Origin of the sequence: Bradyrhizobium sp. SZCCHNRI3043 (genome assembly GCF_032377735.1) — a bacterium.
In the GTDB taxonomy this organism is placed as follows: Bacteria; Pseudomonadota; Alphaproteobacteria; order Rhizobiales; family Xanthobacteraceae; genus Bradyrhizobium.
Window position 1 is genome coordinate 144,609 of sequence record NZ_JAUHID010000002.1, and the last position, 18,351, is coordinate 162,959.

An 18,351-nucleotide genomic window follows, 5' to 3' on the forward strand; every position below is an offset into this window, starting at 1 on the left:
CCTCAAGATGATGAGGTGACGAGACTCTGCTCGGCGTCGTCGGCATTGGGATCACCCGGCGCGGTCGCCCAGGCGAGTTCGACCAAAGTGACGATGCGGCGGCCGGCGCCATCGAGCTGGCAGACGATGAGGCCCTGGTCCTCGATATAGGTCAGCAGGCGCTGCGCCCGGCGCAACGAGTGCGAGCCATAGGCGCGGGCGATCGCGGCATCGCTCGGGCAGGGGCGCCCGTCCTTGGCGGCGCGGGCGATCATCATGAACACGCCCTGCATGTCCTCAGGGAGCAGCGAGGCGCGCAGCGTGACGTCCCGCCAGCCGGCGTCGTCGGCCGTCTCGTCGCCGCCGAGCCCCGCGCGGGCGCGCGTCAGCATGCGGCGGAACTCGTTGAGGTCTGGCACCGCCGTGCCCAGCCCCTCGATGCGGCAGCGGACGACGAACTCCTGATAGAGCACGCCGACGGCGCGAAAGCCGGCGTCGGGCTCGGCCAGCACGGCGCGCAGCACGCGCTCGACGCGGGCGCGGCGCTCGGCGAGCTCCTCCTCGCTGACGGCGGGCGCCGGCGGTTCGGGGCGCAGCTCGAGCGCGGCGGACTTCGCCGCCATCAACTGGTCGAGCAGCTCGGGCTGCGGCTTGCGCTGCGGCCTCGCGTTCGTCTCGGGCGGCGGTGCGGCGAGAATCACCGCGCGGGCGTCCTCGAGCGAGGCCTCCGGCAGCGGCATCAGCCGCGGCGTCGCGTTGCGCGGCTTGGTGTCAGTCGGGCCGATCCGCAGGCCCAGCGGCCGGCGCGACAGCGCAGGGCCCAGCGCCATGAACTGGCCGCGCTCGAGGTCGCGGAACGCCTCGGCCTGGCGCCGCTCCATGCCGAGCAGGTCGGCGGCGCGGGCCATGTCGATGTCGAGGAAGGTGCGGCCCATGAGGAAGTTCGAGGCCTCGGCCGCGACATTCTTGGCGAGCTTCGCCAGTCGTTGCGTCGCGATCACCCCCGCCAGCCCGCGCTTGCGGCCGCGGCACATCAGGTTGGTCATCGCGCCGAGCGAAGCCTTGCGGGCCTCGTCGGAGACTTCGCCCGCGACGGCTGGTGCGAACAGCTGGGCCTCGTCGACCACGACGAGCATCGGGTACCAGTGGTCGCGGGAGATCTCGAACAGGCCGTTGAGAAAGGCGGCCGCGCGCCGCATCTGATTCTCGGCATCGAGGCCTTCGAGGTTGAGGACCGTCGAGACGCGATGCATCCGCGCCCGTTCGCCGGCGACCTGCAGCGCGCGCTCGGTGTGATCCTCGGCCGCGATCACGAGATGGCCGAATCGCTCGGCGAGCGTGACGAAGTCGCCCTCCGGATCGATGATCGTCTGCTGCACCCAGGGCGCGCTCTGCTCCAGCAGGCGGCGCAAGAGATGCGACTTGCCGGAGCCGGAATTGCCCTGCACCAGGAGCCGTGTCGCCAGGAGTTCCTCGAGGTCGAGAGCTGCAGGCGATCCCGCCGCCGTCTGCCCCATCTCGATCGCAACCGTCATGTGCCCCGACTCAACCCCGCCTCACGCAGAGGCTGGCGCTTAACAAGCGCAGGCGCGCACGTCGAGCGTTTGCGGTGGACTGTCCCAAATTGCGAGATCGGCTGTGGATGGACAGATGGAACCCGCCTCGCCGCCGAGTTCCCCGTCGATGCGCTTGTCGCCCGTTCAGGCCCGTGCTTGGCGCCCGCGCGCATTTCGCGATACTGTGCGGCGAAAAAGGGGCCAAAAGGGACCAGGAGTGAACCAGCATTCGGATGCCGGTCGCGCAACGTTTCAGGCGTTCGCGCGCGGGGCCGACTTCCTGCAGGGTGGCGGCGAGATGGGAGCGCTCATGCGCATCCATGATTGGTCACGGACGCCGTTGGGGCCGCCCGAGAGCTGGCCTCAGTCGTTGCGCACGTCGGTCAGCACCTGCCTGGACTGCGCGTTCCCGATCCTGATCTGGTGGGGCCAGGAGCTCGTCATGCTCTACAATGACGAGTATCGTCCGATCCTCGGCTCGCAGAAGCATCCCGCCGCGCTGGGGGCACCGGGGCGCACGGTATGGTCCGAGATCTGGGAGGTCATCAGCCCGATGTTGCGGCAGGTCGTTGGGCTTGGCGAAGCGACCCGCTCACGCGACATGCCGCTGTTCATCGACCGCCATGGCTACCTGGAAGAGACCTATTTTTCGTTCTCCTATTCGCCGATTCGCGATGAGACCGGCGGCGTCGGCGGCGTATTCACCCCCGTCATCGAGACGACGGCCCGGGTCGTGGGCGAGCGCCGCATGCGGACCTTGCGCGATCTCGCCGCGCGCGGCCGTGCCGACAGTCTGGCCCATGCTTGTCGCGAAGCCACCGATGTCCTCGCCGAGAATCCGCATGACGTCCCGTTTGCGGTGATCTACCAGCTGAGCGAGGACCAGCGATCGGCACGGCTGTTGAGCGCTGCGGGGGTGCAGCCGGACAGCGCGATCGCGCCGGCGCAGATTGCCCTCGACGGCAACGGAGGCGCGCTGTGGCCGATCCGGGAGGCGGCGCGTGCGGCGGCACCGATTCGCGTCGTGCTGGATCGTGCGAAATTTGCCGGCGTGCCGACCGGCGCATGGCCCGAGCCGCCACAGCTGGCGCTTGCGCTGCCGGTTGCCACGGGCCGGGAGCAGGCGACGGCGATCCTGATCTGTGGCGTCAATCCGCGCCGCGCCCTCGATGCCGAGCACCAGGGCTTTTTCGATCTGATGGCCGCTCAACTCGGCAGCGCCTTCGCCGAGACGCTGGCCTATGAGCAGGAGCGGCGCCGCGCCGAGACGCTCGCCGAGATCGATCGGGCCAAGACCGCGTTCTTCGCCAATGTCAGCCACGAGTTCCGCACGCCGCTGACGCTGATGCTCGGTCCGCTCGAAGATGTCCTGCTGCGGTCGCAGAGCTTGCCGCCGGCGGATCGCGACCGGTTGGAAATCGCCCAGCGCAATGCCTTGCGGCTGCTCAAGCTGGTCAACACGCTGCTGGATTTCTCGCGGATCGAGGCCGGCAGGATGCAGGCGGTCTACGCGCCGGTCGACCTCGCGAGCCTGACCGCGGAGATCGCCAGCACCTTCCGCTCGGCGATCGAGGCCGCCGGCCTCAGGCTGATCGTGGATTGCCCGCCGCTGCCGGAGCCGGCCTATGTCGATCGCGAAATGTGGGAGAAGATCGTCCTCAACCTGCTGTCCAACGCGTTCAAGTTCACCTTCACGGGCGACATCGAGGTCCGGCTCGTCACCTGCGATCGTCATTTCGAGCTAAGCGTGAAGGACACCGGAACCGGCATCCCGCAGCACGAGCTGCCGCGACTTTTCGACCGTTTCCATCGCGTCGCCGGCGCGCGCGGCCGCACCCATGAAGGCTCGGGCATCGGGCTCGCGCTTGTGCATGAGCTCGCCGAGCTGCACGGTGGATCCGTCGCAGCGACCAGCGAAGCCGGGCAGGGCAGCACGTTCGTGGTCAGAATTCCCAGGGGACGAAGCCATCTGCCGTCCGACCAGGTCGACGCGGCGCCAGCGCAGGAGCCGATGCTCCGCGGTGAGCGCCCCTTCATCGAGGAGGCGTTGCGCTGGCTGCCGGATACGCCGCCGCTCGATGCGCATGCCGTTCGGGACATCGACGTCCCCGCCCCCTCCGCCAACAGGGCCGGGCCGCGCCCCCGCATCCTCCTGGCCGACGACAATGCCGACATGCGCGACTATGTCCGCCGCCTGCTCGCAGCGCGCTACGATGTCGAGACCGTCGCCGATGGTGAAGCCGCGCTCGCGGCCATCGCCCGCGACAAACCCGACCTCGTTTTGTCGGACGTGATGATGCCGCGCATCGATGGCATGCAGTTGCTCGCCCGGCTGCGCGCCGATGAACAGGTCGGCACCATCCCGGTGATCCTGCTGTCGGCCCGGGCCGCAGAAGAGAGCCGCGTCGAAGGCATGGAGGCCGGTGCGGATGATTATCTCATCAAGCCGTTCAGTGCGCGTGAACTGCTGGCGCGCGTCGAGGCGCATCTCAAGATGGCCCGGCTGCGTGCCGAGGCGACGGAGCGGCTGCGTGCCAGCGAGGAGCGCTATCGCGCTTTCGTGACGGCGAGCTCCGACGTCGTCTATCGCATGAGTCCTGACTGGCGGGAGATGCGCCAGTTGCAGGGCAAGGACTTCATTGCCGATACGATGAAGCCGAGCCAGGGCTGGCTCGCGAAATACATTCATCAGGACGATCAGCCGCAGGTGATGGCGGCGATCAGCAGGGTCGTTGCGACGAAGAGCATGTTCGAGCTGGAGCACCGTGTCATCCGGATCGATGGCAGCCTCGGTTGGATCCATTCGCGCGCCATTCCCATTCTCGGGCGCAACGGCGAGATCATCGAGTGGTTCGGAACGGCGCGCGACATCTCCGAGCAGAACAAGGCCGAACGGGAGTTGCGCAAGAGCGAGGAGCGCCTGCGCAGCGCGGTCGAGGTGGGGCGGCTCGGCCTGTGGGACTGGAACGTCGCGACCGGCGAGGTGTATTGGTCGGACGAGCACTTTCGCATGGAAGGCTATGGTGTTGGCGAACTGACCCCGAGCTACGAGGTCTGGGCCGCGCGCATCCATCCCGATGATCGTCCCGCAGCCGAAGCCGCGCTTCACCGCGCGATGGAGGCGCACCAGGAATATGTCAGCGAGTTTCGTGTTGTGCATCCGGGCGGCGCAATTCGCTGCCTGTACGGCCGTGGGCGCTTCTTCTATGACGATGCAGGACGACCGATCCGCATGACCGGCGCCATGGTCGACGTGACCGAGCGGCGCGAATGGGAGGAGCGGCAGAAGGTGCTGGTCGCCGAACTGCAGCATCGCACCCGCAACCTGCTCGGCGTGGTCCGCTCGATGGCCGACAAGACGGCGCGCGCGAGCACCGATCTCGGCGATTTTCGCGCCCGCTTCGGTGATAGGCTGGATACGCTGTCGCGCGCCCAGGGCCTGCTGTCGCGGCTCAAGGAGCATGATCGCGTCACCTTCGACGATCTGATCCGCAGCGAGCTGTCTGCTGTCGCCGGCGGTTCCGAGCGCATCGAGCTTTCGGGGCCGTCCGGCGTTCGGCTGCGGTCGTCGACGGTTCAGACCCTTGCCATGGCGCTGCACGAGCTCGCCACCAACGCGGTCAAGTATGGTGCGCTGGCGCAGCCGTCCGGCCGGCTCTGCGTGGGCTGGTCGCTCGAGTGCGAAGGCGCGGAGGGACGACCCTGGCTGCACATCGAGTGGCGCGAGAGTGGCGTCGACATGCCGCCGCCAGCCACGATGCCCAGCGGCACCGGACAAGGGCGCGAGCTGATCGAACAGGCCTTGCCCTATCAGCTCAGCGCGAGGACCTCATACACTTTCGAATCCGACGGTGTCCGTTGCACGATATCGATTCCCGTTTCGCTCACCACACTGGAGCTCGATGAGCATGCCTGAACGCTCGCTTCGCGACCGTCATATCCTCATCGTCGAGGACGAATACATGCTTGCCGACGAGCTGCGCTGCGCCTTCGGCGGCGCCGGTGGCACGATCCTGGGCCCGGTCGGAACCGTCCCTGACGCGCTCGCGTTGATCAAACGCGAGGGGCGGATCGAAGGCGCCGTTCTCGACGTGAACCTGCGCGGCGACATGGCGTTTCCGGTCGCCGATCTGCTTGTCGAGCGCGGCGTGCCCTTCGTCTTCACCACCGGTTACGACGAATCGGTCATTCCGGACCGCTTCTCGAAGATCCTCCGCTGCGAGAAGCCGATTGCCGTCGATGGGATCATGCGCGCGCTCGGACGCCTGATCGAGAGGACGGCGCCGCAATGACGCGTTCGGCCCGTCGGATTGAGCCGGGCGCCTCACACCTCGCGCCGGCTGAGGAAGGCGAGCCGCTCGAACAGGTGCACGTCCTGCTCGTTCTTGAGCAGCGCACCGTGCAGCGGCGGGATCAGCTTGCGCGGATCGCGCTCGCGCAACTGCTCGGGTCCGATGTCCTCGTTGAGCAGCAGCTTGAGCCAGTCGAGCAGCTCGGAGGTCGACGGCTTCTTCTTCAGGCCGGGCACGTCGCGGACCTCGAAGAAGATGCGCAGGGCCTCCTCGACCAGACGCTTCTTGATGTTAGGGAAGTGCACGTCGACGATGCGGCCCATCGTATCCGGATCGGGGAACTTGATGTAGTGGAAGAAGCAGCGGCGTAGGAACGCGTCCGGCAGCTCCTTCTCGTTGTTGGAGGTGATGATGACGATCGGGCGCAGTTTCGCCTTGATGGTCTCGTTGGTCTCGTAGACGTGGAATTCCATCCGGTCGAGCTCGAGCAGCAGGTCGTTCGGGAACTCGATGTCGGCCTTGTCGATCTCGTCGATCAAGAGCACCGGCCGCTGCTCGGCCGTGAAGGCCTCCCACAGCTTGCCGCGCTTGATGTAGTTCTTGATGTCGGACACCCTGCTGTCGCCGAGCTGGCTGTCGCGCAGCCGCGACACCGCGTCGTATTCGTAAAGGCCCTGCTGCGCCTTGGTGGTCGACTTGATGTGCCAGGTGAGCAGCGGCGCGTTGACGGCCTTTGCGACTTCCTCGGCCAGCACGGTCTTGCCCGTCCCCGGCTCGCCCTTCACCAGCAGCGGGCGCTCGAGCACGATCGCCGCATTGACGGCCACTTTGAGGTCGTCGGTGGCGACGTAGTCCTGGGTGCCGGTAAATTTCATCGCGTCTCGCTCATCGTTCGAACTTGTGTTGAGTGGCTACGCAGCGGCAACGCCGCTGCGGCCTTGAGATGATGGCTGCCATCGGAAGCAGAAATAATCAAGCGCGCCTGATCAATGAGAGGATCACGAGCACGATGACGGCGCCGATCGTGGCGTCCAGGATCGTCCCCAGCGTGCCGCTGGCGAGCGCAATGTGCAGTGCCGGCAGCACGTAGCTTGCGACCAGCGCGCCGATGATGCCGATGACCATGTTGCCGATCAGGCCGAAACCGGCGCCGCGCACGATCAGCCCTGCCAGCCAGCCCGCGATGGCGCCGATGATCAGCGCTGCAATGATACCCATGAAAGCCCCCATTTCGCCTGTTGTTCCAGGGATTGTAGAGCAAAATGCCGGCGGGTCCAGCGCGGGGCGTGGAGCGGCCCTTGACGTGCCCTCCCGGCCGCGCGATCTAATGGGCATGTTCCTGCAATTCTTCACAGCGCTGCGCGACGCGCAGGTCCCGGTCTCCTTGCGTGAATATCTCACGCTGATGGAGGCCGTCGACGCCGACCTCGCCGAGCATTCGGTCGAGAACTTCTACTATCTCTCGCGCACCGCGCTGGTGAAGGACGAGCGTAATCTCGACAAGTTCGATCGCGTGTTCGGCACCGTATTCAAGGGGCTGGAGAACCTGCTCGATGCGATGGAGAAGGCCGAAATCCCCGAGGAATGGCTGAAGAAGCTGGCCGAGAAATACCTTACCGAGGAGGAGAAAAAGGAGATCGAGGCCATGGGCTGGGACAAGCTCATGGAGACCTTGAAGAAGCGTCTGGAAGAGCAGAAGGGCCGTCACCAGGGCGGCAGCAAGTGGATCGGCACCGCCGGCACCTCGCCATTCGGCGCCTATGGCTACAATCCCGAAGGCGTCCGCATCGGCCAGGAGAAGAACCGCAACAACCGTGCGGTGAAGGTGTGGGACCGGCGCGAGTTCAAGGATCTCGACGGCAATGTCGAGCTCGGCATCCGCAACATCAAGGTGGCGCTGCGCCGGCTGCGCAAGTTCGCCCGCACCGGTGCGCCCGACGAGCTCGACTTGGACACCACGATCCGCGAGACCGCCAACCACGGCTATCTCGACGTGCATATGCGCCCTGAGCGGCGCAATGCGGTGAAGGTGCTGGTGTTCTTCGACATCGGCGGCTCGATGGATTCCCACGTCGCGCAGGTCGAGGAGCTGTTCTCGGCCGCCAAGAGCGAATTCAAGCACATGGAATATTTCTACTTCCACAACTGCCTCTATGAGGGCGTATGGAAGCAGAACAAGCGGCGTTTCACCGATCGCACGCCGACCTGGGACGTGCTGCATAAGTACCCGCACGACTACAAGGTCGTGTTCGTCGGCGACGCCTCGATGTCGCCCTATGAGATCATGGTGCCCGGCGGCTCGGTCGAGCACGTCAACGAAGAGCCGGGGTCGGTGTGGCTCGACCGCGTCATCCGCACCTATCCACACGCGGTGTGGCTCAATCCGGTGGCGCAGAAGCACTGGGACTATTCGGAGTCCACCACCCTCATCCGCCGCATCTTCTCCGAGCGCATGTATCCGATCACGATCGAGGGTCTGGAAGCGGCGATGAAGGAGCTGGTGCGGTGATGCTGTCATTCCGGGGCGCCCGAAGGGCGAACCCGGAATCCCGACATTGCGTTGCCACTTCGAGATTCCGGGTTCGATGCTTCGCATCGGCCCGGAATGACGCCAAGAGGAAACGAGAGAATGCCCCAGACCATCACCCGCGGCATCAAGGCGCTGCTCGACGAAGCCAATGCCGAGATCGCCACGCTCTCTGCGGCTGAGGCAATCGAGGCTGCCAAGCGCGATGACGTCGTCATCGTCGATATCCGCGATCCGCGCGAGATCGAGCGCGAGGGCAGGATCCCCGGCGCGTTCTCCTGTACGCGCGGCATGCTGGAGTTCTGGATCGATCCGCAGAGCCCCTATGCCAAGGCGATCTTCCAAGAGGACAAGACGTTCATCTTCCACTGCGCTGGCGGGCTGCGCTCTGCGCTCGCTGCCAAGACCGCGCAGGACATGGGCCTGAAACCGGTCGCCCATATCGGCGGCGGCTTCGCGGCGTGGCGGGACGCCGGCGGACCGGTCGAGGCCTGGGCGCCCAAGAAGAAGGATTGATCGCTGCCCATCACGCGCGGGCTTGACCCGCGTGTCCATCGCTTGAAGAAGATGGATGACCGGATCAAGTCCGGCCATGAGGACCGAAAGTGACCGCGGAGCCACGCATGACCACCCCCAACGACCCTCTCGTCTCCACCGACTGGCTCGCTGCGCATCTGGGCGATCCCTCGGTGAAGGTGCTCGACGCGACCTTCAAGATGCCGGGTGTGCTGCCGCTGCCGAAGGACGATTATCTGAAGGCGCACATCCCCGGCGCGGTGTTCTTCGACGTCGACGAGATCTCCGACCATTCCAATCCGCTGCCGCACATGTATCCGAGCGCCGAGCAGTTCGGCCGCGACGCAGGCCGGCTCGGCGTCAGCAATGGCGATACGGTAGTGGTCTATGATTCCGGCGGCTGGGTCGCCGCGCCGCGCGCCTGGTGGATGTTCCTGTCATTCGGCCACACGGATGTGCGCGTGCTCGACGGCGGGCTGAAGAAGTGGATGGCGGAGGGACGCCCGGTCGAGAGCGGACAGGTCACGGCGGCGCTCGGCACCTACAGCGCGAAATTCGATGCCGCGCGCGTGCGCCGGATCGAGCAGATGGTTGCCAATCTCGCTGGCAATGCCGAGCAGGTGATCGATGCACGGCAGGCGCCGCGCTTCGCGGGCGAGGTCGCCGAGCCGCGGCCCGGCCTCCGATCCGGCCATATCCCCGGCAGCCGCAATCTGCCCTATGCGGAGTTGTTCGACGCGACGACCGGCGTGATGAGGCCGCTCGACCAGTTGCGCGAGGCATTCGGCGCCGCTGGAGTCGATCTCGCCAAGCCGATCGTGACCTCCTGCGGCTCCGGCGTGTCGGCGGCGGTGCTCACGCTGGCGCTCTATCGTCTCGGCATCCGCGACACCGCGCTCTACGACGGCTCGTGGTCGGAGTGGGGCATCGAGAACGGACCGCCGGTTGCGACCGGGCCAGCCTGATCGGCGGCTCCTCTTTACCGTGTGCGCGGCCCGGCCGCCTGCTGGCTGACCGCCTGTGGTTGACCGAACGGCTGCTGCCCGAACGGATCGGGGAATGCGGCCTGTTGTTGCTGAGCAGCAGCAGCAGCAGCTTGGCGTGCCGACCGGAGCCGCTGTGCGATGCGCCGCTGGTTGGCGCGGCGCGCCGCGATCTGCTTCTCGCGGGCCTGGCGCTTCTTGAGGATGCTTCGGCGCAACTGAATGCTCGCGACCTTCACCGAGGCACGATGCTCGCTGGCGGCGGGCCGCTCCTGATGAGCCGGCTGTTCGGCCAGTGCGGCGAGCTTGGCGGCGATCGGGTCGGGCACCGCCGGAACGGGCGCGAGCGCGGTTGAAGCGGCGGCTGCGGTCGTCATCATCGGATCGGCGCTGGCGAGGATCTGACGAGCTGGCGGCGGCGGTGCCACCACGGCGGCCGCAGCTTCACGCGACGCCCGCGGCGGGGCGGTCGCTGCAATCTCGGGCGAGCTGTCCATGCTCGGCTTGTCGAACGCTTTTTCGACCGGAACGACGATCGAAGCGGTCGTGTCCGGAATGGGGCGCTCCGGCTTGATGCTCTCGATCCGGTCATTCGTCGCGGACGCGGTCGCGACAATGGCGGAGGTGCGGGACGTGTCGACCGTTTCCGCCGGCAGCGAGGGCGTCGGCAGATCGGTGGCCACCGCAACGGGGGTCACTTCGGGCGCTTCTGTGAGCGGCGCCGCCGTCGACGGCGCGCTCGGCTGTTCGGACGTTGCCGGGGCAGCATCGGCCACGACCGGCGGCGGCGTCACCGGCGGTGTCGGAATCGAATCCACCCGCAGCACCGCGAGCACCGGCGTGGGTTCGGCCGGCGGTAGGAACGTCGTGAAGCCCGACGCCTGAGTCGTGCGCCAGGACGCGTTGCTGGCGAACTGCTCATGGGCGGCGCGCAACAGAGCCGCAGCGCCCATGCCGAAGATGGTGAGAGAAATGGAACAGACGATCGCGGCGACCAGAAAACGAAAGCCGGGAAGCATTGACGGTAACTCTCGCCACGGCAGCGGGACTGCCGAGACATTCGAGCCAGTAGGGAACGCGGTGATCACAGGGAATAGCCGCGTCCGCGACGAGGCCGGCTTCTGCCGTGCATCGCGAATCAGGCTCAAGTCAGAATACCGGAAGTGTTCCGGCCCGCTCGGCAAATCACGGCATCGATAGGGCTTGCCGGGGCTTCGCTGCACTTTTTCGGCGGCGTGAGACTTCCGTGCAACGACGGAGACATGATCACAAATTGCCGAAGTCGGGCCGCTCTGGCCGGAATTGTCTTGAATGCGCCGCTATCTTCGGCCATCTGGCACAGCAAAGGTCCCAATCGGCGGCTTGGGGATACTGCAAGGGCGATGATGATCAGACAAATCCTGACGGTTTGCGCGGTCGCGGCAGCGGGCGTGACGGCAGCTTCGTTTGCCGAGGCACAGCAGGTCTATCAGACCGCGCCTGGAGCGTATTCACCGGCGCCGACGCCTTACCCGGCCGATGCGCGCGGGCAGGGGCAGGATTTCGACGCGCTCGACGACGAGGATGCGCCTGGCAATTCCGCGGCCCTGCCGCCGCCCGGCCCGGTGATCTCGCCGGACGATCCGCGCTACGGTCGTCCAGCCAATGCGCCGGTCTATGGCGCTGCTGCTCCGACCGGCCCCATCCTTTCTCCCGACGATCCCCGATATGGGCGTCCGGCCGGAGCGGCGGTCTATGGCGCCGCTCCGAATGGCCCGGTGATGTCCCCGAATGATCCGCGTTACGGCCGTCCGGCTGGTCCGCCCCCGGTGATCTACGGTGATCGTCCCGCCTCCGGCCAACAGGCTTATGGTGGCGCCTACGGCAACAGCGCGCCTGGTGGCGACTCCGGCGCGCCGCGGCCGCCCGGCGCCGTCGGTGGCGCTCCCGCCGTCGCGGGCGCCGCACAGGCTCCGGTCGCCGGAGATCGGCCGATGACGGTGGCAGCTCTGCCGCCTGAGGAACAACCCGATGCGGCGCCGGCGCCGCTGCCGGCGAACCTGCGCCGCCAGGAGGTCGACTTCGTCACCAAGGAGCCGCCGGGAACGATCGTCGTCGATACGCCCAACACCTACCTCTATTTGGTGCTCGGCAACGGCCGGGCCATGCGCTACGGCGTACGTGTCGGCCGCGAAGGCTTCACCTGGACCGGCGTGCAGAAGATCACCAAGAAGACCGAGTGGCCGGACTGGTATCCGCCGAGCGAGATGATCGAGCGCCAGCCCTATCTGCCGCGCTTCATGGCCGGCGGTCCCGGCAATCCGCTCGGCGCCCGCGCGATGTATCTGGGCTCGACCGTGTACCGCATCCACGGCACCAACCAGCCGTCGACCATCGGCAAGTTCGTGTCGTCCGGTTGCATCGGCATGCTGAACGACGACGTCGCCGACCTGTTCGACCGGGTCAAGGTCGGCACCCGCGTGGTCGTGATGCCGGGCGGTGCGCCTCCGGGTTCCGGCAAGAACATGGCTGCCGCCGCGGCCTCACCGGCTCAGGCGCCTGTCCAGGCGCAGGCGGCCGTGCCGGCTAGCCAGCCGGCCAACATGCAGCCGCTGCCGCCGCCGGTGACGATCCGCTGAGGCGCGTTTGCCCGAGCTGAGCCCGTTGGAAACCCCCTCCTTGCGGAGGGTGTTTTGCTTTGTGAGCCGCTCTCGCCTGCCTTAAGCCAGCCGGCGCGGCGGCTCGGACCCGGCGAGCCAGGCGGCGATGCAGTCGACCATCTGGCCGTAGTGAGCGCGAAAGCTCTCCTCGGTGACGTAGCCGAGATGCGGCGAGATCACGACGTTGCCGAGCCCGCGCAGCGGATGGGCGACCGGCAGCGGCTCGACCGAGAACACGTCGAGGCCGGCGCCGGCGATGCGCTTGTCGCGCAGCGCCTGCAGCAGCGCGGCCTCGTCGACGATCGGTGCGCGCGAGGTGTTGACGAGGTAGGCGGTCGGCTTCATCCGCGCGAGGTCGGCGGAGCCGACCAGCCCGCGTGAGCGGTCGCTGAGCACGACATGGATGGTGATGACATCGGCGGTCGCGAACAGCTCCTCCTTGGTGGCGTAGCCGACGCCCGCCGCGTTGCAGCGGTCTGGCGTCAGGTTGGGGCTCCAGGCGATCACGTTCATGCCGAACGCCTTGCCGAGCTCCGCCACCTTGGTGCCGAGCTTGCCCAGCCCGATCACGCCCAGCGTCTTGCCCTCGATCTCCACGCCGCCCAGCGCCTGCCAAGGCTCGCCGGCATGCATGCGGGCGTTCTCCTGGCCGATCCTGCGGGTCAGCTCCAGGATCAGGCCCATGGTGAGCGGTGCGGTGGGGTCACGACCATATTGCGTGCCGCAGACCATGATGCCGCGCGCCTTGGCGGCCTCCATGTCGATGGCGGCGTTGCGCATGCCCGAGGTGATCAGGAGCTTCAGCTTCGGCAACCGCTCGATCAGGGAGCGCGGCAATGGCGTCCGCTCGCGCATCGCACAGATGATGTCGGCGTCGGTGAGCGCGCCGGCGGCCGCTTCCTCGTTGCCGAATGGCTGTGTGAAAGCCGTCACATCCACTCTGTCGGCCAGCCGGGGCCAGTCGGCCAATGAGAGGGCCGTATCGTAATAGTCGTCGAGGATCGCACAGCGCAGCCGTGTCATCGGCAAGGTCCATTCATCGGGAAACGGCGGCAATCATGAATGCCGTCGGGAATGGAGCCATGCTTGCGCGCAAAGGGCTGGGTGCGCAAGGCGTCGTCCGCTGTGACGCGGAACCAGGCGATATCAGTCGAGGCGGGTCTTCAGCCGGAACGCGGCGTCATGGCCGTATTTGGCGCGCCACGCGGGGCCGGGGCCACGCATGTAATGCAGCTCCGGTCGGTACGGGTTGAACGCTCGCGTGACGAAGTCGCGCCAGAAGCCGCGGATCTCGTCGACGATCCCGGATCGGTCGTTGCGGTGGGCCGCCGGAGCGGGCAGGGAGGCTGAGGTGAAGGCTGCCATGACGGGCTCTCGCTGTTGTCGGTCGCGGCTTTTGCCGCTTGGGCGCGCGGGGTCTTGCGGGCCGAGACCGAGTGTCCCGCCGAATTAATTAAAAGATGGTTGCAATTGTCGTGATCCGCCACACACAAGGTGACGGACCCGTATTCGTCCGTGGGCGGGAGGCCCGTCCCGGCGCAGGAACGACCGTGATTCTCCCGGCATTTGTTCCGGTCAGGACCGGCTCGCCGGTTGCCCTTTGGGGACCGCGCGGTTACATCAGCGGCAACCATTTTCCGAAAATTCCGGCAGGCTTCAAGGGACACGCGATGGCGCGCCAGTTCGTCTACTTCATGCAGGGTCTGTCCAAGACCTACCCGACACGCAAGGTGCTCGATAACATCCATCTGTCGTTCTACCCGGACGCCAAGATCGGTGTACTCGGCGTCAACGGCTCCGGTAAGTCCACCCTGCTCAAGATCATGGCCGGCATTGACAAGGACTATACCGGCGAGGCGTGGGTCGCCGAGGGCGCCCGCGTCGGCTATCTCGAGCAAGAGCCGCAGCTCGATCCAAAGCTCACGGTGCGCGAGAATGTCATGCTCGGCGTCGGCAAGCAGAAGGCGATTCTCGATCGCTACAACGAGCTGGCGATGAACTACTCCGAAGAGACCGCTGACGAGATGACCAAGCTGCAGGACGAGATCGAGGCGCAGGGCCTGTGGGATCTCGACAGCAAGGTCGACCAGGCGATGGATGCGCTGCGCTGTCCGCCCGACGATGCCGACGTCGCCAAGCTGTCCGGCGGCGAGCGTCGCCGCGTCGCGCTGTGCCGGCTTCTGCTCGACCAGCCCGAGCTGCTGCTGCTCGACGAGCCGACCAACCATCTCGACGCCGAATCGGTGTCGTGGCTCGAAGGCCATCTGCGCAACTATCCGGGCGCGATCCTGATCGTCACCCACGACCGCTACTTCCTCGACAACGTCACCAGCTGGATCCTCGAGCTCGATCGCGGCAAGGGCATCCCCTACGAGGGCAACTACTCGTCCTGGCTGCAGCAGAAGCAGAAGCGGCTGGAGCAGGAAGGCCGCGAGGACGCGGCGCACCAGCGCACTTTGGCGCGCGAGCAGGAGTGGATCGCGGCGTCGCCGAAGGCCCGCCAGGCGAAATCCAAGGCGCGCTATCAGCGCTACGAGGAGCTGCTCAAGAAGGCGAGCGAGAAGCAGACCCAGACCGCGCAGATCATCATTCCCGTGGCCGAGCGGCTCGGTAACAACGTCATCGATTTCGAGGGGCTGACCAAGAGCTTCGGCGATCGCCTGCTGATCGACAATCTCACCTTCAAGCTGCCGCCCGGCGGCATCGTCGGCGTCATCGGCCCGAACGGCGCCGGCAAGACCACGCTGTTCCGCATGATCACGGGACAAGAGAAGCCGGACGCCGGCACCATCACCATCGGCGAGACCGTGCATCTCGGCTATGTCGACCAGTCGCGCGACGCGCTCGATGGCAACAAGACAGTGTGGGAAGAGATCTCCGGCGGCAACGAGCTGATCCTGCTCGGCAAGAAGGAAGTCAACTCGCGCGGTTATTGCTCGTCGTTCAACTTCAAGGGCGCCGACCAGCAGAAGAAGGTCGGCGCGCTGTCGGGTGGTGAGCGCAATCGCGTGCATCTCGCCAAGATGCTGAAGTCCGGGTCCAACGTGCTGCTGCTCGACGAGCCGACCAACGATCTCGACGTCGATACCCTGCGTGCGCTCGAAGAGGCCCTGGAAGACTTCGCCGGCTGCGCCGTCATCATCAGCCACGATCGCTGGTTCCTCGACCGTATCGCGACCCACATGCTGGCCTTCGAGGGCGACAGCCATGTCGAATGGTTCGAAGGAAACTTCCAGGACTATGAGAAGGACAAGATGCGCCGGCTCGGCCAGGACAGCGTGATTCCGCACCGGGTCAAGTACAAGAAGCTGACGCGCTGATCTCAGGACATCGCAAGGCGCGACGCTGTCTTCGTTCCGGGACAAAGCGTCGCGCCCAGGCTGCGGCCAGTTGTCGCTTCCATGTGCGACGTGATTGCGTAGATAGTCGTTCCGCAATCCCATCCAGCCGCGAGAAAATCCCATCATGTCTTCCCCCGACGCGACCCTGTCCTCCAAGGGCGGAGCGCTGCGCCCCATTCCAATGCTGATCTTCGGCTCGCGCTGGCTGCAGCTACCGCTCTATGTCGGGCTGATCATCGCACAGGGCGTCTATGTCGTGCTGTTCCTGAAGGAGCTCTGGCACCTGTTCGCTCACGCCTTCGATTTCTCCGAGCAGCAGATCATGCTCGCGGTGCTCGGCCTGATCGACGTGGTCATGATCTCGAACCTGCTCGTGATGGTGATCGTCGGCGGCTACGAGACCTTCGTGTCGCGGCTGAATCTGCAGGGCCATCCCGACGAACCCGAATGGCTCAGCCACGTCAATGCCAGCGTGCTGAAGATCAAGCTGGCGATGGCCATCATCGGCATCTCTTCCATTCATCTGCTCCGTACCTTCATCGAGGCCGGCGCGCTCTCGTCGGGCAAGTCGAACTACACCGAGACCGGCGTGATGTGGCAGACGATCATCCACACGGTCTTCATCCTCTCCGCGATCGGCATCGCCGTGGTCGACAAATTGTCGAATGCCGCGATCGAAGAGGCGAAGCAGGCGGGGCATTGAGCGGCAGCCTCGAGTTCCGCCGCGCGGTCTGCTGACGTTCACAACGGCCGCGGGCTGTGCTAGCCCTATCGGATGGCTCGGCAGCTGCTAATCCGTTTGCGCAGGCTCGTTCTCGTCGGTCTGGTGCTCTGCATGTTTGGCGATGGCCAAGCGAGCGCGACCGACGCCGCCTTCACGGAGTTCGTCAACTCGCTCTGGCCCGAAGCCAAGGAGCAGGGCGTCTCCCGCGCGACGTTCGAGGCCGAGACGCGCGGGTTGGAGCCTGACTACAAGCTTCCCGATCTGCTGCTGCCCGGCCGGCCCGCGACGGGGGCGCCGGCGCAGGCCGAGTTCGTGCAGGTGCCAGCCGACTACATCAAGGAAGCGTCGATCGCGCGGCTGGCCGCGCATGGTGAGAAGCTGATCCAGAAATATCGTTCGGCGCTCGCCGAGATCGAACGCCGCTTCGGCGTGCCGGGGCCGGTTGTGCTCGCGATCTGGGGCCGCGAAACCGATTTCGGCCGCTATGCGCTGCCCTACGATGCGCTGCGCGTGCTGGCGACGCAGGCCTATGTCGGCCGGCGCAAGGACCAGTACCGCACCGAGTTCATCATGGCGCTGAAGATGCTGAGCGACGGTGTCGTGTCGCGCGGCGATCTCAGGGCCTCATGGGGCGGGGCGGTCGGGCTCACCCAGTTCCTGCCGTCGGAGTACTACAAGCACGGCGTCGATCTCGATGGCGACGGCAAGGTCGATCTCTGGCATTCGGTGCCGGACGCGCTGGGCTCGGCGGCGCTGCAGCTTGCGAACAAGGGCTGGCAGCGCGGCGTGCGCTGGGCCTACGAGGTCAAGCCGCCTGCCAATGTCGATTGCGCGATGGGTGTGCCGGAGGTGAAGAAGCCGATCGGCGAATGGCTGCGGGCCGGCTTCGTCCCGGTGCGTGGCCAGCGGCTGAGCGCCGCCGAGCAGCGGCAGCCGGCGTCGCTGCTGCAGCCTGAGGGCATCTATGGTCCGGCTTTCCTGGCGACGGCGAACTACTTCGTCATCAAGGAGTACAATTTCTCCGATCTCTACGTGCTGTTCGTCGGCCACCTCGCGGACCGCATGACGAGCCCGGCCCCGTTCGCGACGCCGTGGGCGGCGTCGAAGCAGCTTCGGAGCAAGGACGTCGAGGCGATGCAGAAGGGCCTGACGCGGCTCGGTCTCTACGGCGACAAGCTGGACGGCAAGGCCGGCATGCAGACCCGCGCCGCGCTCGGCGCATTTCAGAAGAAGGCGGGCCTGAAGGTCGACTGCTGGCCGAGCGAGTCGGTGCTGCAGGCGATCGACGCCGCGCGCTGATCGACCGAATTCAGCGGGTTGGCCGGCAGCAAAAAGCCCGGCCGCAGGGCCGGGCTTGCTGCAACGCTATGCGTCGTCAGGATCAGTAGCAGACGCGAACCGGGCGCGACACCCAGCCGTAGCCGTCCCAATAGCGCTCACGGCGCCACACGCACGGCGGCGGGCCCGGCGGAGGGGCTTCGACATAGACCGGACCACCATAGGCCGGGCGGCTGGACGCGATCGCGCCGCCGATCAGGGCGCCGCCGATCAGGCCGGCAGCCACGCCGGCACCCACGTCGCCAGCCTTGGCGGCTGGTGCCGTCACGCTCAGCGACCCGGCGATGGTCGCAACCGCAAGCACTGCGGTCAGGATCTTCTTCATGTTCCGAGATCTCCTGGAAGGCGCCCTCGCGGGCACCAGGTTGGTGATTCACGCACGATCAGGGGCCGTCAGCATCGTGAGAAAACACGACAATCCGTCAACCCTTCGTAAACTCTGTCCGACCTGATGCG

Annotated in this window: 16 protein-coding genes; 9 read left to right on the plus strand and 7 right to left on the minus strand. The window is 66.4% G+C overall.

Annotated elements, in window-relative coordinates:
* Positions 1-2: 2 nt before the first annotated feature.
* Positions 3-1,514, minus strand: coding sequence for an ATP-binding protein (locus QX124_RS06420; protein WP_315738600.1), 1,512 nt, complete (start codon positions 1,512-1,514; stop codon positions 3-5).
* A 238-nt stretch (positions 1,515-1,752) separates the two neighbouring features.
* Here QX124_RS06420 and QX124_RS06425 point away from each other — a divergent pair, with 238 nt between their 5' ends.
* Both QX124_RS06425 and QX124_RS06430 read left to right on the plus strand, forming a co-directional pair.
* Positions 1,753-5,451, plus strand: coding sequence for a PAS domain-containing protein (locus tag QX124_RS06425; protein WP_315796688.1), 3,699 nt, complete (start codon positions 1,753-1,755; stop codon positions 5,449-5,451).
* Positions 5,444-5,827: a response regulator gene (locus tag QX124_RS06430; RefSeq protein WP_315738598.1), complete on the plus strand. Its 384-nt coding sequence runs from the start codon at positions 5,444-5,446 to the stop codon at positions 5,825-5,827. Before QX124_RS06425 ends, QX124_RS06430 begins: the two co-directional genes overlap by 8 nt.
* A gap of 32 nt (positions 5,828-5,859) precedes the next feature.
* Here QX124_RS06430 and QX124_RS06435 read toward each other — a convergent pair whose 3' ends face one another.
* On the minus strand, positions 5,860-6,702 hold the full coding sequence (locus QX124_RS06435; RefSeq protein ID WP_315717852.1) for a MoxR family ATPase: 843 nt from the start codon (positions 6,700-6,702) through the stop codon (positions 5,860-5,862).
* A gap of 97 nt (positions 6,703-6,799) precedes the next feature.
* Positions 6,800-7,045, minus strand: coding sequence for a GlsB/YeaQ/YmgE family stress response membrane protein (locus tag QX124_RS06440; RefSeq protein ID WP_315738597.1), 246 nt, complete (start codon positions 7,043-7,045; stop codon positions 6,800-6,802).
* 115 nt (positions 7,046-7,160) lie between these two features.
* On the opposite strand from QX124_RS06440, the gene QX124_RS06445 reads away from it, so the two are divergent.
* The 3 genes from QX124_RS06445 (at position 7,161) to sseA (ending at position 9,835) form a co-directional block, all read left to right on the plus strand.
* Positions 7,161-8,336 carry a VWA domain-containing protein gene (locus tag QX124_RS06445; RefSeq protein ID WP_315755313.1) on the plus strand — a complete coding sequence of 392 codons (1,176 nt, stop codon included), beginning with the start codon at positions 7,161-7,163 and terminating at the stop codon, positions 8,334-8,336.
* A gap of 120 nt (positions 8,337-8,456) precedes the next feature.
* Complete coding sequence (locus tag QX124_RS06450; RefSeq protein WP_315796689.1) at positions 8,457-8,870, plus strand: rhodanese-like domain-containing protein; 414 nt, start codon at positions 8,457-8,459, stop codon at positions 8,868-8,870.
* Positions 8,871-8,977: 107 nt separating this feature from the next.
* Positions 8,978-9,835 carry a 3-mercaptopyruvate sulfurtransferase gene (sseA, locus tag QX124_RS06455; protein ID WP_315796690.1) on the plus strand — a complete coding sequence of 286 codons (858 nt, stop codon included), beginning with the start codon at positions 8,978-8,980 and terminating at the stop codon, positions 9,833-9,835.
* Positions 9,836-9,849: 14 nt separating this feature from the next.
* Here sseA and QX124_RS06460 read toward each other — a convergent pair whose 3' ends face one another.
* A complete protein-coding gene (locus tag QX124_RS06460) occupies positions 9,850-10,872 on the minus strand; it encodes a hypothetical protein (RefSeq protein ID WP_315796691.1) in 1,023 nt (340 codons plus the stop codon).
* Positions 10,873-11,235: 363 nt separating this feature from the next.
* Between QX124_RS06460 and QX124_RS06465 the strand changes: the two genes are divergently transcribed.
* On the plus strand, positions 11,236-12,471 hold the full coding sequence (locus tag QX124_RS06465) for a L,D-transpeptidase (RefSeq protein ID WP_315796692.1): 1,236 nt from the start codon (positions 11,236-11,238) through the stop codon (positions 12,469-12,471).
* 81 nt (positions 12,472-12,552) lie between these two features.
* Here the strand turns inward: QX124_RS06465 and QX124_RS06470 are convergent, their stop codons facing one another.
* Positions 12,553-13,515 (minus strand): D-2-hydroxyacid dehydrogenase family protein, encoded by a 963-nt coding sequence (locus QX124_RS06470; RefSeq protein ID WP_315796693.1) that lies wholly within the window; start codon positions 13,513-13,515, stop codon positions 12,553-12,555.
* 123 nt (positions 13,516-13,638) lie between these two features.
* Positions 13,639-13,857 carry a hypothetical protein gene (locus QX124_RS06475; RefSeq protein ID WP_315738590.1) on the minus strand — a complete coding sequence of 73 codons (219 nt, stop codon included), beginning with the start codon at positions 13,855-13,857 and terminating at the stop codon, positions 13,639-13,641.
* Between the two features lie 305 nt (positions 13,858-14,162).
* On the opposite strand from QX124_RS06475, the gene ettA reads away from it, so the two are divergent.
* The 3 genes from ettA to QX124_RS06490 all read left to right on the plus strand — a co-directional run bounded on the left by ettA (position 14,163) and on the right by QX124_RS06490 (position 17,856).
* Positions 14,163-15,812 carry an energy-dependent translational throttle protein EttA gene (ettA, locus tag QX124_RS06480; RefSeq protein WP_315755321.1) on the plus strand — a complete coding sequence of 550 codons (1,650 nt, stop codon included), beginning with the start codon at positions 14,163-14,165 and terminating at the stop codon, positions 15,810-15,812.
* Positions 15,813-15,957: 145 nt separating this feature from the next.
* Positions 15,958-16,536 carry a TIGR00645 family protein gene (locus QX124_RS06485; RefSeq protein ID WP_315738588.1) on the plus strand — a complete coding sequence of 193 codons (579 nt, stop codon included), beginning with the start codon at positions 15,958-15,960 and terminating at the stop codon, positions 16,534-16,536.
* A gap of 132 nt (positions 16,537-16,668) precedes the next feature.
* On the plus strand, positions 16,669-17,856 hold the full coding sequence (locus tag QX124_RS06490; RefSeq protein ID WP_315796694.1) for a lytic murein transglycosylase: 1,188 nt from the start codon (positions 16,669-16,671) through the stop codon (positions 17,854-17,856).
* An 82-nt stretch (positions 17,857-17,938) separates the two neighbouring features.
* Here the strand turns inward: QX124_RS06490 and QX124_RS06495 are convergent, their stop codons facing one another.
* A complete protein-coding gene (locus QX124_RS06495; protein ID WP_008964967.1) occupies positions 17,939-18,220 on the minus strand; it encodes a hypothetical protein in 282 nt (93 codons plus the stop codon).
* Positions 18,221-18,351 lie beyond the last annotated feature (131 nt).

Bases quoted from the DNA above. Each gene is read 5' to 3' on its own strand.
- QX124_RS06420 (WP_315738600.1), bottom strand. From the start codon at position 1,514: ATGACGGTTGCGATCGAGATGGGGCAGACGGCGGCGGGATCGCCTGCA.
- QX124_RS06430 (WP_315738598.1), top strand. From the start codon at position 5,444: ATGCCTGAACGCTCGCTTCGCGACCGTCATATCCTCATCGTCGAGGAC.
- QX124_RS06435 (WP_315717852.1), bottom strand. From the start codon at position 6,702: ATGAAATTTACCGGCACCCAGGACTACGTCGCCACCGACGACCTCAAA.
- QX124_RS06440 (WP_315738597.1), bottom strand. From the start codon at position 7,045: ATGGGTATCATTGCAGCGCTGATCATCGGCGCCATCGCGGGCTGGCTG.
- QX124_RS06445 (WP_315755313.1), top strand. From the start codon at position 7,161: ATGTTCCTGCAATTCTTCACAGCGCTGCGCGACGCGCAGGTCCCGGTC.
- QX124_RS06450 (WP_315796689.1), top strand. From the start codon at position 8,457: ATGCCCCAGACCATCACCCGCGGCATCAAGGCGCTGCTCGACGAAGCC.
- sseA (WP_315796690.1), top strand. From the start codon at position 8,978: ATGACCACCCCCAACGACCCTCTCGTCTCCACCGACTGGCTCGCTGCG.
- QX124_RS06460 (WP_315796691.1), bottom strand. From the start codon at position 10,872: ATGCTTCCCGGCTTTCGTTTTCTGGTCGCCGCGATCGTCTGTTCCATT.
- QX124_RS06465 (WP_315796692.1), top strand. From the start codon at position 11,236: ATGATGATCAGACAAATCCTGACGGTTTGCGCGGTCGCGGCAGCGGGC.
- QX124_RS06470 (WP_315796693.1), bottom strand. From the start codon at position 13,515: ATGACACGGCTGCGCTGTGCGATCCTCGACGACTATTACGATACGGCC.
- QX124_RS06475 (WP_315738590.1), bottom strand. From the start codon at position 13,857: ATGGCAGCCTTCACCTCAGCCTCCCTGCCCGCTCCGGCGGCCCACCGC.
- ettA (WP_315755321.1), top strand. From the start codon at position 14,163: ATGGCGCGCCAGTTCGTCTACTTCATGCAGGGTCTGTCCAAGACCTAC.
- QX124_RS06485 (WP_315738588.1), top strand. From the start codon at position 15,958: ATGTCTTCCCCCGACGCGACCCTGTCCTCCAAGGGCGGAGCGCTGCGC.
- QX124_RS06490 (WP_315796694.1), top strand. From the start codon at position 16,669: ATGTTTGGCGATGGCCAAGCGAGCGCGACCGACGCCGCCTTCACGGAG.
- QX124_RS06495 (WP_008964967.1), bottom strand. From the start codon at position 18,220: ATGAAGAAGATCCTGACCGCAGTGCTTGCGGTTGCGACCATCGCCGGG.